The following is a 15,473-nucleotide window of genomic DNA, read 5'->3' as shown; positions in this document are numbered from 1 at the left end:
TTTAACCTTGAGGTGTCGATCCTCTTAGATTCAATATCAATGACATCATCGAGTGGCCTGCATGGTTAACTGGCTTTGTACTCGCACCAGACACAACCAACATTCTGACGGCAGCAGGGTTACCTAATTGGATAGCTAGATGCGCCGCCGTGTTACCCGCATCATCTTGCTGATTAACATCAAGGGGATCAGCTACTGAAAGTAATATTGCTAACATTTTATTATTGTTCGAACGAACAGAAAAATGCAGCGGCGTTTCCCCTGCATCATTCGCCTTAAGTAAATTGTCTCCCATGTAAGGCATTACAGCTCTTACTGTACTGATAGAGCCACTTGAAATAGCGTCATGTAACGCATTATTGCCTTTATTATCTGTATCTGTTGGTCTAAAAACTGGCGATTTTCTTGCCATTAGCTGCTCAGTCAACCCAGAGTGTCCTTTAGAAGCGAGCATCAATAGTAAATTTTTTCCAGATTCATCAGTTTCATCATTTCTAAGGGTCGTGTTTCGACTTCTGAGTAATTCTCGAACGACATCAAATTTGTCATGCATGGTGGCAATAAAAATAGGGGTCTTAGGCTCTGCCTTAACGGGTAAGTTTGGCAAGTCCCGAGCGTTATTTTGCGAAACAATCAATGTATGGAGTGCCAATTGGGTGCAATAATTAATCCATGCACTACCGTATTCTTTTTCAGGAAGTAATAAAATTACAGCCCTCATAATATCTTCTGGCGAAAGGCTATCTCCAGCTTCATCAAGCTGAGCCGTAAATTCATGTAGGTTTTTATGCACACTCGTATAAATGTGTTGTTCAAGATCACCTTCTGAAAATACTTTGAATCCTGATTTACTATCATCGAATGCTTTAGCTAAAAAATTATCCAACATGCCACAGAAAACACTTTTTTCGGCACGGTTACAATTGGGTAGCTGGTGTTGAATCTTTGATTGAATATAACTAATTAAGTGCTTGTATCTTTCAACAAATTTTTTATATTCCGCTGATTTTTTGAATGCTTGAATTGTCAGGCCTGAGTCGGCGAAATCAAGCGGATGGTACTCTTCTTTTTCAAGCAGAATTTCAGCTTGCAAAACCTTGTGATGCTGATAGCCGACAAAATCGCTTGAGCTGGCCTTATTAAGTGGAGAAATACTCATAATCAGCCTTCATGATGACTTAATAAACTATTAAGTTAGGCTAGGACATGTTCGCTATCAATGAAAATGAACGATAATTTAAGTTTGGTTTACCTTTACGCACAAAGGTTCTAAGAGAACTCCTACTAGAAAAGCCATTTAATCACAATTAAATGGCTCCTGATTTTAAACTAAGTTTTTACATTAACTCCCTGCAATTTGCATGGAGTCCAGTAAAATTCCGCCAGTTCTGATTGATGAACGTAAATCGCGATCTTTAGCAACCGCTTGAATACCTGAGTACATTTGCTTTAAGTTTCCAGCCATGGTGATTTCTTCAACAGGGTGGATAATTTGACCATTTTCCACATAAAAACCAGCGGCTCCACGAGAATAATCACCTGTAACCGTATTCACACCTTGCCCCATCACTTCAGTAACAATAAGACCTGTACCCATTTGTTTGACTAACTCGTCAAAAGTTTGCCCAGTATGACCTAAAGTCCAGTTATAGATGCCACCAGCATGTCCTGTATTTTGCATCGATAACTTTCTGGCTGAGTAACTGGTCAATAAATACGACATCAACAAGCCGTTATCAACAATCATTCTATCTTGAGTCGCCACCCCTTCAGAATCAAAATTGGCGCTCGCTAATCCACCAATGAGATGGGGCTGCTCCTCAATATTAAACCATTCAGGAAATACTTGAGTATTAAGTGCATCAAGCAAAAAAGTAGATTTACGATATAAACTGCTCCCGCTGATAGCCCCAACGAAGTGACCAATCAAGCCTGTCGCAATTTCAGGACTTAACAAGACTGGCATTTTACCCGTTGCAATCTTTCTTGCATCCAAACGAGCCACGGTTTTTTTCGCAGCTTTAGAGCCAATCAGCTCTGCCGCTTCTAACTCATGATATTTACGTGCAACTGTATATTCGTAATCACGTTGCATCCCACCCTGAGAGTCTTCTCCAATCGCAACACAACTCAAACTAAAGCGAGAACTGCAATAGCCTTCGAGAAATCCGTGGCTATTACCATATACTTTTAATCCTGTATGGGCATTAGCGCTTGCACCGTCAGAAGCTTTAATTTTATTGTCGAAATCTAACACGCTAGTTTCTGCACGAATGGCAAGTTCAGTTAACTGCTCAGCATCAACATCTGCTGGATAATATAACTGCAAATCAGTATTCACCTTTGCCATCAACTCAGCATCAGCAAGCCCGTTACAAGGGTCTTCACTGGTAAAACGAGCAATATCGTCAGCGGCTTTAACGGCTTGTTTTATCGCTTCAACACTGAGGTCTGATGTTGACGAACTGCCTTTACAACCGTCTCGATATACGGTAATGCCCAGTGCACCATCTTTATTAAATTCAACAGTTTCCACTTGTTTTTGCCGAGTTGACACCGACAACCCCTGCTGCTTACTGACGGCCATTTCGGCGGCATCTGTACCCAAACTCTTGGCAAAATCCAAGGCAGTTTCCACTGCACCTTTTAAACTATTCAGTTCACTATCAATTTGATGAGAGGCCACTAATTTACTCTTTAGTTCATGTCTATTGCTTTAGCATACCAAACCCCTGCAATATTTGGAGCAGCAATTCACAGTAACATCCAAAAATAATTCCCTTGAACCTAAATAAATTGGTTGGGAGCGTTCATATACGCAGAAAAAATTACTGATAGCAAGGCATGAATAGCAGCAAGTAGTGGTTACCGACATACAAAACTGTCGTTACTTCGTTTCTACTTGCAAAATTTATAACGCAGCTAGCGGTAATTTTGTCAAGTATATGAATGTTAATACCAATTACAGTAATTAACTTCCCACTCAGCAAGAGCTAAAGGATTTCAGTACAAGGCGCAAGTTTGAAGTACTATATACCCTAACGGCCGCCATACAAAACTGGCGTTCAACGCACTTAGTGCTTTAGTCGGGATAATTCAAAAAACTTGTAACCTAGTAATGGAATCCTTTAGCCTTTCCCTTCGGGAGCTTGTATGTGTCCAAATTACTACGCAAAACTGCCTCAACGTAGCAATGTAATAACGACAGTTTTGTATGTCGGTAATGACTATGTCTTCATCAATTTCACTTGTACTTTGAACACATACATAACTCTGAGCTGGGAATTTAATTACTGTAATTGGTATAAGCACTCACCTGATGGGTGAATTAGGGCTGTTTAACTTTGTATTTAACTTCAATAGATTAAAGTTAAATTGTGCGTTCAACCGATTTATTTAAGTTGAAAGTGGTATCATATTAGCAATATGTAAAAATCAATTATGACTTATGAAAATTATTGACGAAGCAGAACTGAATAAACAGCCTTATGATAATCACAACGATTATATCAGTCGTACTGAAGATAAACGTGAAAGCGACGAGTTACAGGAGTTTGGCTTAACCTTGCTAAAATACAGCAAGAAAGAGCTGCTTCAACTGGATTTAGAAGAACGCCTTTATGATTGCCTCATTGCCTTAATGAGCATCAAACAAAAAACAGAAGCTTACCGCCGTCAATTGCAATTACTTGGCAAAATTATGCGCCAAATTGATATTGATGAACTAAAGCGCTCTTTAACTCGTCTTCGCACACGTACCAACAATCAGTCCGTTCAAGAGCAACGAGTTGAAAAGATGCAGCAACAACTCTTGAGTGAAGGTGATCAAGCCATTCAACATTTAGTTGAACAGCATTCAAATCTTGATAGACAAAAACTGCGTCAACTGGTGAGAAAATCAAACAAAGAAATAGCTTCTGGAAAAGAGTCAAAAGCAGCTAAAGAATTATTTAAGTATTTACAATGTGAAGCGCTTTAAGTAGAGTAGGCTACTGGCTTCGCTATCGCTTATCCAGCAGCCCCTCTTCGATTCCGTGCATGAGGTTTTCCCTCACACGGCTCTGTTGTTACACTTCTCTCAGCCCCTTCACTTTGCTTATCATCTTGTCGTGGGTAAATACTCAAGACCAGCTTGGCGTAATTTTTCGTAAGCACCTCGTGATAGATACTTGCTTCGACGTTGACTTAAGCGACGATGCCAGCGATAGAACCGGTTTACTACAAATCCATTTATTCTGAAAAATACACCTCTGGGATAACCTATCCCACCAAAATAGTGTTTCCATCCCCTCAGAACTTGATTAACCTTATTTATCAGTACGCCAAGTGTATTTGAGGTTCGGTGTTTCACTATGTCTCTGATTTTATTTTTCAGCTTTGTTTGGCTCTTCTTAGACGCCTCTATCTTGATGTAACTGGTGCCTTTGATGAGGCCTGTGATCCGTTGAAAGTTAAAACCGAGGAAATCAAACTCATTCATCAGCTTTCCCATATCCACACAGTGGGTTTTACTTTGATTTAGCTTCAGACCTTCATCACTTAATTGCTGTGTTATCCAGTCCAGTTGCTCTTGTGTGTAGGTTTGCTTATGAAGTACAACAAAATCATCTGCATAGGTAACGATTTTACACGGTGTTTTTTCGTGTATTTTCAAACAGAAATCGTTGAGATAGATGTTAGCCAGTAGTGGAGAGATAACTCCGCCTTGCGGAGTGCCACATCGGCTTGCTTCTATTCGCCATTTCCCGTTGACCGTCTCTATGCTGATGGGCGCTTTGATAAAGCTTTTCAGCAAACTCAGAAAGCTGCTGTCGCTTATTCGCCTTTCTACTTTTGCCATCAACTTAGCGTGCGGTATGGTATCGAAATAGGCGCTCAAGTCAGCATCAAGTACGTGCTGATAGCCTTGTTTTAGGCTCATTTCAATGACTTTTACCGCTTGCTGGGCGCTTCGACATGGACGGTAGCCATAACTGTGTTCATGTAAATGAGGTTCGTAGACGGGTTGCATCACTATTGTCATCGCCATTTGCACAATTCTGTCACTGATTATCGGGATCCCAAGTTTCCGCGTTTTGCCGTTGTCTTTGAGTATTTCTACTCGTTTGACTGGGCTAGGTCGATAGTTTTTCTGTTGTAATTGAGTTTGAATTTCTTTTAACAGCGCAACGACTTTCTTTTGCTGCTCTAGATAACTGAATGTGATGCCATCAATTCCTGCTCCGCCTTTATTGGCTTTGCATCGTCGATAGGCTTCTTCGAGTATATCTAGGCGACTGAGTTTATCGTACAAGCTGTAAAATCGTAGCTCCGAGTTAAGCTTTGAGCGTAAGTAAAGTTTTCGCTGTAATATTCTGATATTTACTGGAGTGTTAGCCATATGGCAATTTCACCTCAAAAGTTACGTTAAAAAACGGGTGTAACACTGAGCCCCTTCCCTGATGTAAAGTTATGTTGTCTTCACGGTTAACGGTACTATGGGCTCATCCGACTGCCTGAGCGCCCTATCTGAAATTTCGGTTTACCTTATATTCGGATAGTGCAAGTCACTACCTTCCAACACTCAGGCTCTCCCACGTTCACTTTATTTCCTTCAATACATGCCACTTCATATTACGCCGGAAGATCAAACAGATGCATTTACCAGTTGCTTCTCTGTTTGTGTCAGGGTTCGTCAACTAGGAAAGACTCCCCATCTTCATTTTTTGATTTACGACGCTTAACTGAATTCGCTTGATGCTGCGGCCTACATTGCATCTCAACCTTTATTCAAGGCCTTTGTCACAGGGCTTCATGTCATAGCGGTTACCCATTATGCATGCCCGTCAGATTTCGGGATGAACTGGTAATTATCCCGTCAGGTACGTTTCAACCTGATGGACTTATTATAAATAATAACGTTGCTGTCTCTGGTTTATGGCCATGTAATCGCTTGGCTGCGTATACGTTGAGACAAATCCCGCAACAGAATAAAGCGCTTCGTGGCGCTCCCTAGACAAATCGGTTGGGTGTGTTCATATACGCAGAAAAAATTACTGATAGCAAGACTATGAATAACAACAAGTAATGGTTACCGACATACAAAACTGTCGGTAGTCTAGTGCCTTTGCTTTTTCTATAAAAGTCACTGGATACCTGCCTTAGCTGGTATGACAAAGATTGGTACTTTCTAAATCGCTATATCCCTCACAAGAAAAATGAAGTAATAAAGAATCGTACCGAACGATACACGTTATTAGAAACTATGAAGGACAGTAACTCAACTACCCTTTAGTTACCACAACACAAGGGGAATATTATGAGCACCGTCCTTCAAGTAAAAGATAACGAAAAATTTGTTAATTTGTACATTGCTTTTGAACTTAGCAGTAAAACTTGGAAGCTTGGCTTTTCAAATGGTGAAAAAAAGAGAGTCAAAACGATTGATTCCCGAGACTGGAAAGCCCTACATCATGAAATAGCCTTAGCAAAAGAAAAGCTATTCTGCGTTGAAAACTGCAAAGTCATTAGCTGTTACGAAGCAGGTAGAGACGGATTCTGGATACACAGAGCGTTAATTAAAGACGGCATCGAAAATCATGTGATTGACTCAGCCAGTATTGAAGTCAGCCGAAAACAGAAGAAAGTCAAAACCGATAGAGTTGATGTGATTGCTTTGCTCCGCTTACTGATGCGTTATCACTCTGGAGAGCAAGAAGCTTTAAATATCATCAATGTTCCAAATGTAGAAGCTGAAGATAAGCGTCGAATTAACCGAGAGCGAGAACGATTAGTAAGGGATGCTGCGACTTAGGTTATACCGACGTATAATCCAAACAGAGTAATTTACGGTTGCAGCCAAATGTCTACTTCAATTTACCTTTCTAGTGAGTCCAAAAGGATAATTAAACTTGCATCCAGTAAACTTCATGGGATGGAGAAAAGAGTTTTTATGGCCGAAGTATCCAAAACCTTCTGCTGTGGGAGTCCACGCTTAACTGAAACAGAATTTGGCTGGTGTCGAAAGGCTGTTGCGCTTGGGCTTCATGAACAAGAAACGGGCTTCGAGTGTTTCGGACACTATGACGGAAAACCTCGAAGTGAAGTGAGTCAGCCTCAATTAGAAATAGATATTAGAGCGTTAGTAGATCCTGAATCGCAAGCCGACCCGAAGTTTAAAAATACGTTTGTGTATACCCGAATTACAGCGAAAGGCGTCAGAAAAAAGTTAATTGAAGAAAAAGGCTGGCTACCTGAAGAATTACCTAAAGAAAGAACCATTAACGACATATTAAATCGACTGGGATACAGACTTCGACGAGTCCAAAAAACTAAACCCCAAAAAAAATTCCTCAAACAGACGCTATCTTTGAAAACGTAAACAAAATCAATAAAGAAACAACCGGTAATAAAAAAGTCATCCGTATTAGTATCGACTGTAAAGCGACAGTTAATGTTGGTGAGTATTCCCGTTACGGTAAATCTCGTAGTGCTGATGCTGTTCAAGCGTTGGATCATGATATGGAAATAAAAAAGAAAATGATCCCGTTCGGAATTCTTAACCTCGACAATGATCAACTTCATGTTTTTTATGGCAACTCAAATAAAACAAGTGACTTCATTTGTGACGCACTTGAATGGTGGTGGGATTCAGTTAAAAGTGAAAATCTAGAAGTGGAAGAACTCATTATTTTTTCAGATAATGGTCCTGAAAATAGTGGCTGTCGTACTCAATACCTGTTTAGATTAGTAGCGTTTAGTGAACAATCGAAACTCAAGATTCGAAACGTCTACTACCCGCCATACCACAGTAAGTACAACCCGATAGAACGAGTCTGGTCATCGTTAGAGAGGCATTGGAATGGCACATTACTGAGTACAGCCAAAACAGTAATAGAATGGACAAAAACAATGACATGGAAAGCGATGAGCCCAGTAGTCAATTTAATTGATAAAATTTACTCAAAAGGAGTCAAGCTCAATAACAAAGAAAAAGAAGAGCTGGAAAGTAAAATAGTCAGAAATAGTGAATTACCAAAATGGGATCTTACAATCACTCCAATTGCGGTAGATTTTTAAATGCTAGATCCCTAAAAGAGCGTGGCAGTCACAGCGCACGAATTAAGTCACTTCTGTGTTTGCATGGTATCAGCGTGGAAAATATCTCTAAACTAAAGGGGAAAGTTAATCAACTTAAGACGGCGGTTCTCAATAAGCCTTTACCGACAGATTTAGTGACGGAAATAGAGCGAGAACTTGATAGGCATGAAATTGTCGACAAGCAAATTAAAGCAATTGAGAAATTACAAAAACAACGTGTTCTTGATGACTGTGATGACGCATCGCAAAAAATTAATCAGCTCATGCAGCTTAAAGGCGTAGGCTGGCAATCGAGCTGGGTATTAGTAACAGAGTTTTTCCATTGGCGAGAATTTAAAAACGCTAAACAAGTGGGAGCTTGTGCAGGAATGACACCAACGCCTTACGATAGTGGTGACAGTCAAAGAGAGCAAGGCATTTGCAAGTCAGGTAATCGACGAATACGAAAGATTATGGTTGAACTCAGTTGGTTTTGGTTACGGTATCAACCTAAATCAGAATTGAGTTTATGGTTCGAACAGCGTTTCGCTCATGGCAGTAAACGAATGAGACGCATCGGCATTGTTGCTATGGCACGTAAACTTCTTATCAAACTGTGGAAGTATTTAGAGCATGGAGAAGTGCCATCAGGTGCAACGATGTCACTTTAATCAAAATAACCAAGTAAAGAGTAAAATGTAGTAAAGCGTTGTTCGATGCTAACTGTACAGCCCCTTGATAAGCAAGGCTAAATCGTTTTTCTAGAAGAGTTAGTATCATTATTCAGGTTAGGCGTGATAATGCGCATGCAATTTAAGGTGACTGACTAAAGTCAGAACGGATAGAAGGTGGTTAGCCATTAAGCTGACACAACAAAACCTGAGCAACACTTTTAACCAGAGAAACTGAATGAAATAAATTAAAAACTGAAGGGCTTGACAAAGATGTCCTCATAGAAGGGGCTGTTTATCTTTCGTGATTATTTTTGCAGCAATAAATTGGTCGTTTTATACAAGACAGAGCTTGTGCGGTTTGGTATTCCAAATAAGCAAGCGATAACGCAGTAGAAATGACCAATTTACGCTGTCTTAGATGCTTTTGAGCGTTCACTGTTCTGTGTTGTAACCCGTTTACTTAGATGACTAAGCTTCACTGCTTACGCTTTGAACAGATAAACGCTCAAATAGCACAAAATTTAATCCTGAAAGATAAACAGCCCCTAGATAAAACCATATTTAAATATTTTTAAAATTTTGCTATACAATCAGAATGTTGTAACTGGTTAAAGTTACAATTTTTTGTTATCTGTTACATTTACTTTTCCAACTTTCACACATGGGAGCAACAAATCCCGATGGCGAACAGTAATATTTTTGTACATAAAAGGAATCTTGCGTTGTTATCGTTAGATACCCTAAAACGACTCCTGATACTGTCCTTACAACCAATTTCAATTTTTCTGACTTCACATTACATTGATTCATTACAGAATCACTTGCTCGATGCACTGTACTACCAAATATATATCCACAAATAGATTTCCCGACATCGAATGCAAAGTTACCAGATTTCAAAACCCAATCTTTAGTTAAGCAAAAATGTTTAGATTTCATTAAGTTTGCTGAGTTAGCCGCAGTAAAACCTGCTCTAAATAAGTGCTTTCCAACTTGATAGTATTTATTACCTTTTAAATCTGGCAGGAAATATTCAGCTGTTTTTTCTGTGAAGAATAAACCTAATGCAAATGATGAGGCTGATACAGCACCTACTGGTCCAGCTGTTGCGAGACCAATAGCAGCAGGTAAAGCCGTTTCTTCAACAGCTTCAAAAAATAAATCTGTTAGGTAATTACAATTAGCCTGACTTGCTATACTTTCTGTGCTCATATCAAATTCATTTAATATGAAAATTTGAAAATAATAAGGTTCAATTTTTTACACAAGTTAATTTTTTTTAATTGATAGTAAGTATATTTTAATTTTTAAATAAGGTTTGGGGCAGAAATGCTCCAGCCGACCAAGATGGCAAGGGTTTGGAAAAAACCAATTTACACTCAATTTCATTGTTTTTTTGAGTCTAAGATACAACGATGAGCTACCAGACGGCTCCCCTGTGCGGTGGATAATTTTCTGTTATACATTTATAGAATGCCTTAAAGCTGAATATTTTTGTATTTATCATTTCAGTGCGTTATTTCTTAGCTTGTTAATTCACTCACTTATTGAGTAATGTGATGGCGACAGTGCGCACTTCTGCTGAGCAACAATCAATATATAGATTCATGCTCAAAAGTCTCCAAGAATACCCAAGCGAAGCCGTATCATATCTGAACTTTGAGGTTTCAAAGTTTGATGGTGATGAATACTTACAAGAGTGCTATCAACTATTAAGCAAAACCGATAGACAAAAGCTGTATGATTTTTTCAACAATAAATCATCGTCGACTCGTTCTAACTCTCGCACACGAGAGGCTCATTATTGTGAGAAGCCAAGTAATGCTTACCGACGTTTTGCAACCGAGCACCGCTCCATTACTCCAAAATCGAGCACTCAGCATCCCAAGCAAATACAGCAATCACCTTCCTCCCCTAATTCCTTTTTTACTCAGACAAATGAGCTTATTCACTCTTGGAAACTTAAACAGAAAACCAAAAATCAACTGGGTATTGAGTTAAATACATTAATTGGTGGTTGCACTAAACTTTCGCAGCTTATTGAAATCATTCACAGCCTAAAAAACGACAAACGGGTCATGGAAACATCATGGGACATAAGGTTAATCCATAAACTTTTACACAAATCGGCCGAGTTTTCTGACAGCCACTCATCTAATTTCGACGGTATTTTTAGTGACCTAACACGATTTAAATCGTCCTATGAATCGAAAACTTGCATACTATTACTGAAATTAATTAAGTTAAATTTAAATTTTTCAGATGGCAAAGTATTGGTGCTAGGCAATTCAGCCGAAGCCAGCATAATGCTACAATGGGGCATCAAGCCTAATGTTGCCATTTACAATGCCTTTATCACCGTATGCGCTAAAACTGGCCACTTTGATAGTGCTTGGCAACTGGTGTGTGGTAATAAGCCCGTGATGGCACCTCATCTACCACTAAAGGCAGATTCAATCACCTGCATAAATTTGCTGACGGCCTGCGCTGAAATGAAGCATTATGCAGAAGCCAAATCATTGGTGTTGGGCGATACAGCTACAGCTAGCTTAATGCAACAATGGGGCATCGAGCCTAATACTGCCATTTACAATGCTTTTATCACGGTATGCGCTAAAACTGGCCAGTTTGATAGTGCTTGGCGACTGGTGTGTGGTAACAAGCCTGTGATGGCACCTCATCTGCCATTAAAAGCCAATAAAATCACCTGCCTGAATTTACTGACGGCCTGCGCTGAAATGGAGCGTTATGCAGAAGCTAAATCATTGGTGTTGGGCTATGGCGATACAGCTACAGATAGCTTAACGCAACAATGGGCCATCAAACCTGATGTTTCCATTTACAATTCCTTTATCAAGGTATGCGCTAAAACGGGCCAGTTTGATAGTGCTTGGCAACTGGTGTGTAGTGATAAGCCCGTGATGGCACCTCATTTGTCATTAAATGCCAATAAAATCACCTGCATGAATTTGCTGACAGCCTGCGCTGAAGCGAGGCATTATGCAGAAGCCAAATCATTGGTGTTGGGCGATACAGATACAGCCAGCTTAATGCAGCAATGGGACATCAAGCCTGATGTTGCCATTTACAATGCTTTTATCACGGTATGCGCTAAAACTGGCCAATTTGATAGTGCTTGGCAACTGGTGTGTGGTGATAAGCCCGTGATGTCACCTAATTTGTCATTAAAGGCCAATCAAATTACTTGCATGAACTTGCTGACGGCCTGCGCTGAAATGGAGCGTTATGCAGAAGCTAAATCATTGGTGCTGGGCGATGGCAATACAGCTATAGCCACAGCCAGCTTAATGCAGCATTGGGGCATCGAGCCTAATGCTGCCATTTACAGCGCATTTATCACGGTATGCGCTAAAACTGGCCAGTTTGATAGTGCTTGGCAACTAGTGTGTGGTGATAAGCCCGTAATGGCACCTCATTGGTCATTAAAGGCCAATAAAGTAACCTGCCTGAATTTGCTGACAGCCTGCGCTGAAGCTAGGCGTTATGCAGAAGCCAAATTATTGGTGTTGGGTGATAGCGATACAGCTACAGCCAGCTTAATGCAACAATGGGACATCAAGCCTCATGTTGACGTTTACAATGCCTTTATCACGGTATGTGCTAAAACCGGCCAATTTGATAGTGCTTGGCAACTGGTGTGTGGTGATAAGCCCGTGATGGCACCTCATCTACCACTAAAGGAAGATTCAATCACCTGCATGAATTTGCTGGCGGCTTGCGCTGAAGCGGGGCGTTATGCAGAAGCCAAATCATTGGTGTTGGGCTATGGCGATACAGCCAGCTTAATGCAACAATGGGGCATCAAGTCTGATGTTGCCATTTACAGCGCCTTTATCACGGTATGTGCTAAAACTGGTCAGTTTGATAGCGCTTGGCAACTGGTGTGTGGTGATAAACCCGTGATGGCACCTCATCTACCACTAAAGGTAGATTCAATCACCTGCCTGAACTTGCTGACGGCCTGCGCTGAAGCGGGGCGTTATGCCGAAGCCAAATCATTGGTGTTGGGCGATGGCGATAAAACTACAGCCAGCTTAATGCGGCAGTGGGGCATCAAACCTGATGTTGCCATTTACAGTGTCTTTATCACGGTATGCGCTAAAACGGGCCAGTTTGATAGTGCTTGGCAACTGGTGTGTGGTGATAAGCCCGTGATGGCACCTCATCTACCACTAAAGGTAGATTCAATCACCTGCATAAACTTGCTGATGGCCTGCGCTGAAGCGGGGCGTTATGCCGAAGCCAAATCATTGGTGTTTGGCGATGGCAATACAGCTACAGCCAGCTTAATGCAGCATTGGGGCATCAAGCCTAATGCTGCCATTTACAACGCTTTTATCACGGTATGCGCTAAAACGGGCCAGTTTGATAGCGCTTGGCAATTGGTGTGTGGTGATAAGCCCGTGATGGCACCTAATTTGTCATTAAAGGCCTGTCAAATCACCTGCCTGAATTTGCTGACGGCCTGCGCTGAAACGGGGCGTTATGCAGAAGCCAAATCATTGGTGTTGGACGATGGCGATGCAGGTACAGCCAGCTTAATGCAGCAATGGGGCATCAAGCCTGATGTTGCCATTTACAATGCCTTTATTAAAGTATGTATTAAGGCTAAGGAATTTGACACTGAAATATGGTATTTAGAAAAATTAATGAGCAAATGTGAGATGAGTACTCCTTCACAAATACATGCTCAACTTGCGCCGCTTGAAAAAGATAATTTCGCAAGCATGATTGATAAAGGGATAACACAAGGAGTATATAGAAAAAATGTTGGCTTAATGAATCATTGTATCGATTTGCATATGGATAAAATCTTCGAAGAACATTCAGGCAATGATACACATATTCAAGGTGTCCCATTAGCTTTCGCAAAACTATTATTTTGTTACCACAAAAAAAGCAATGAAACCAACATAACATCGATAATAACTGGATACCATGGCAATAATACTTTAAAAAATGGAATGATAAGTTTTCTCAAAGATGAATTTGGACTTGAGTTTATCGAGGATAAATTCAACTCAGGAAAAATAGTATTGAGCGAGTCTAGCCATTAACTTGATACTAGCAAGCACACTTTTTAGTATGATCGCATCATAGAACAACGACAATATTATAATGTTAAATGCATTTTTGTTTTAAGTAGAGTAGGCTACTGGCTTCGCTATCGCTTATCCAGCAGCCCCTCTTCGATTCCGTGCATGAGGTTTTCCCTCACACGGCTCTGTTGTTACACTTCTCTCAGCCCCTTCACTTTGCTTATCATCTTGTCGTGGGTAAATACTCAAGACCAGCTTGGCGTAATTTTTCGTAAGCACCTCGTGATAGATACTTGCTTCGACGTTGACTTAAGCGACGATGCCATCGATAGAATCGGTTTACTACAAATCCATTTATTCTGAAAAATACTCCTCTGGGATATCCTATCCCACCAAAATAGTGTTTCCATCCCCTCAGAACTTGATTAACTTTATTTATCAGTACGCCAAGTGTATTTGAGGTTCGATGCTTCACTATGTCTCTGAGTTTATTTTTCAGCTTTGTTTGGCTCTTCTTAGACGCCTGTATCTTAATGTAACTGGTGCCTTTGATGAAGCCTGTGATCCGTTGAAAGTTAAAACCGAGGAAATCAAACTCATTCATCAGCTTTCCCATATCCACACAGTGGGTTTTACTTTGATTTAGCTTCAGACCTTCATCACTTAATTGCTGTGCTATCCAGTCCAGTTGCTCTTGTGTGTAGGTTTGCTTATGAAGTACAACAAAATCATCTGCATAGGTAACGATTTTACACGGTGTTTTTTCGTGTATTTTCAAACAGAAATCGTTGAGATAGATGTTAGCCAGTAGTGGAGAGATAACTCCGCCTTGCGGAGTGCCACATCGGCTTGCTTCTATTCGCCATTTTCTGTTGACCGTCTCTACGCTGATGGGCGCTTTGATAAAGCTTTTCAGCAAACTCAGAAAGCTGCTGTCGCTTATTCGCCTTTCTACTTTTGCCATCAACTTAGCGTGCGGGATGGTATCGAAATAGGCGCTCAAGTCAGCATCAAGTACGTGCTGATAGCCTTGTTTTAGGCTCATTTCAATGACTTTTACCGCTTGCTGGGCGCTTCGACATGGACGATAACCATAACTGTGTTCATGTAAATGAGGTTCGTAGACGGGTTGCATCACTATTGTCATCGCCATTTGCACAATTCTGTCACTGATTATCGGGATCCCAAGTTTCCGCGTTTTGCCGTTGTCTTTGAGTATTTCTACTCGTTTGACTGGGCTAGGTCGATAGTTTTTCTGTTGTAATTGAGTTTGAATTTCTTTTAACAGCGCAACGACTTTCTTTTGCTGCTCTAGACAACTGAATGTGATGCCATCAATTCCTGCTCCGCCTTTATTGGCTTTGCATCGTCGATAGGCTTCTTCGAGTATATCTAGGCGACTGAGTTTATCGTACAAGCTGTAAAATCGTAGCTCCGAGTTAAGCTTTGAGCGTAAGTAAAGTTTTCGCTGTAATATTCTGATATTTACTGGAGTGTTAGCCATATGGCAATTTCACCTCAAAAGTTACGTTAAAAAACGGGTGTAACACTGAGCCCCTTCCCTGATGTGAAGTTATGTTGTCTTCACGGTTAACGGTACTATGGGCTCATCCGACTGCCTGAGCGCCCTATCTGAAATTTCGGTTTACCTTATATTCGGATAGTGGAAGTCACTACCTTC

General features: G+C 40.6%; 9 protein-coding genes and 1 pseudogene. 5 read left to right on the top strand and 5 right to left on the bottom strand.

Annotation, left to right across the window (positions count from 1 at the left end):
* Position 1: 1 nt before the first annotated feature.
* Positions 2-1,159, bottom strand: a complete 1,158-nt coding sequence (locus tag E2I05_RS02930; RefSeq protein ID WP_121854495.1) for an ankyrin repeat domain-containing protein — start codon at positions 1,157-1,159, stop codon at positions 2-4.
* Positions 1,160-1,342: 183 nt separating this feature from the next.
* Entirely contained in the window at positions 1,343-2,686 is a 1,344-nt protein-coding gene (pmbA, locus tag E2I05_RS02925) for a metalloprotease PmbA (RefSeq protein ID WP_121854496.1), read from the bottom strand.
* Between the two features lie 762 nt (positions 2,687-3,448).
* Between pmbA and yjgA the strand changes: the two genes are divergently transcribed.
* On the top strand, positions 3,449-3,979 hold the full coding sequence (gene yjgA, locus E2I05_RS02920; protein ID WP_121854497.1) for a ribosome biogenesis factor YjgA: 531 nt from the start codon (positions 3,449-3,451) through the stop codon (positions 3,977-3,979).
* Between the two features lie 120 nt (positions 3,980-4,099).
* Here yjgA and ltrA (E2I05_RS02915) read toward each other — a convergent pair whose 3' ends face one another.
* Complete coding sequence (gene ltrA / locus E2I05_RS02915) at positions 4,100-5,380, bottom strand: group II intron reverse transcriptase/maturase (RefSeq protein ID WP_133309438.1); 1,281 nt, start codon at positions 5,378-5,380, stop codon at positions 4,100-4,102.
* Between the two features lie 918 nt (positions 5,381-6,298).
* Between ltrA (E2I05_RS02915) and E2I05_RS02910 the strand changes: the two genes are divergently transcribed.
* From E2I05_RS02910 to E2I05_RS02895, 3 genes and pseudogenes are all read left to right on the top strand, one after another.
* Positions 6,299-6,793, top strand: coding sequence for a transposase (locus tag E2I05_RS02910; RefSeq protein ID WP_133309455.1), 495 nt, complete (start codon positions 6,299-6,301; stop codon positions 6,791-6,793).
* 48 nt (positions 6,794-6,841) lie between these two features.
* Positions 6,842-8,058: pseudogene (locus E2I05_RS22905) on the top strand (ISAzo13 family transposase).
* Positions 8,059-8,132: 74 nt separating this feature from the next.
* Positions 8,133-8,729, top strand: coding sequence for a transposase (locus E2I05_RS02895; protein WP_165905602.1), 597 nt, complete (start codon positions 8,133-8,135; stop codon positions 8,727-8,729).
* A gap of 630 nt (positions 8,730-9,359) precedes the next feature.
* On the opposite strand, the gene E2I05_RS02890 is transcribed toward E2I05_RS02895, so the two are convergent.
* Positions 9,360-9,944 carry a hypothetical protein gene (locus tag E2I05_RS02890; RefSeq protein WP_121855169.1) on the bottom strand — a complete coding sequence of 195 codons (585 nt, stop codon included), beginning with the start codon at positions 9,942-9,944 and terminating at the stop codon, positions 9,360-9,362.
* A gap of 347 nt (positions 9,945-10,291) precedes the next feature.
* Between E2I05_RS02890 and E2I05_RS02885 the strand changes: the two genes are divergently transcribed.
* Entirely contained in the window at positions 10,292-13,810 is a 3,519-nt protein-coding gene (locus tag E2I05_RS02885; protein WP_121855170.1) for a pentatricopeptide repeat-containing protein, read from the top strand.
* A 205-nt stretch (positions 13,811-14,015) separates the two neighbouring features.
* Here the strand turns inward: E2I05_RS02885 and ltrA (E2I05_RS02880) are convergent, their stop codons facing one another.
* Positions 14,016-15,296, bottom strand: a complete 1,281-nt coding sequence (ltrA, locus tag E2I05_RS02880) for a group II intron reverse transcriptase/maturase (RefSeq protein WP_133309452.1) — start codon at positions 15,294-15,296, stop codon at positions 14,016-14,018.
* Positions 15,297-15,473 lie beyond the last annotated feature (177 nt).

It is taken from the genome of Parashewanella spongiae (assembly GCF_004358345.1).
Classification (GTDB): domain Bacteria; phylum Pseudomonadota; class Gammaproteobacteria; order Enterobacterales; family Shewanellaceae; genus Parashewanella; species Parashewanella spongiae.
Note: the sequence above shows the minus strand (reverse complement) of the source record. Positions and strands in the feature narration are given on the sequence as shown.

What these genes read in the sequence shown, in the direction of transcription:
- E2I05_RS02930 (WP_121854495.1), bottom strand. Translation starts at nt 1,159, where the DNA reads ATGAGTATTTCTCCACTTAATAAGGCCAGCTCAAGCGATTTTGTCGGC.
- yjgA (WP_121854497.1), top strand. Translation starts at nt 3,449, where the DNA reads ATGAAAATTATTGACGAAGCAGAACTGAATAAACAGCCTTATGATAAT.
- ltrA (WP_133309438.1), bottom strand. Translation starts at nt 5,380, where the DNA reads ATGGCTAACACTCCAGTAAATATCAGAATATTACAGCGAAAACTTTAC.
- E2I05_RS02910 (WP_133309455.1), top strand. Translation starts at nt 6,299, where the DNA reads ATGAGCACCGTCCTTCAAGTAAAAGATAACGAAAAATTTGTTAATTTG.
- E2I05_RS02890 (WP_121855169.1), bottom strand. Translation starts at nt 9,944, where the DNA reads ATGAGCACAGAAAGTATAGCAAGTCAGGCTAATTGTAATTACCTAACA.
- E2I05_RS02885 (WP_121855170.1), top strand. Translation starts at nt 10,292, where the DNA reads ATGGCGACAGTGCGCACTTCTGCTGAGCAACAATCAATATATAGATTC.
- ltrA (WP_133309452.1), bottom strand. Translation starts at nt 15,296, where the DNA reads ATGGCTAACACTCCAGTAAATATCAGAATATTACAGCGAAAACTTTAC.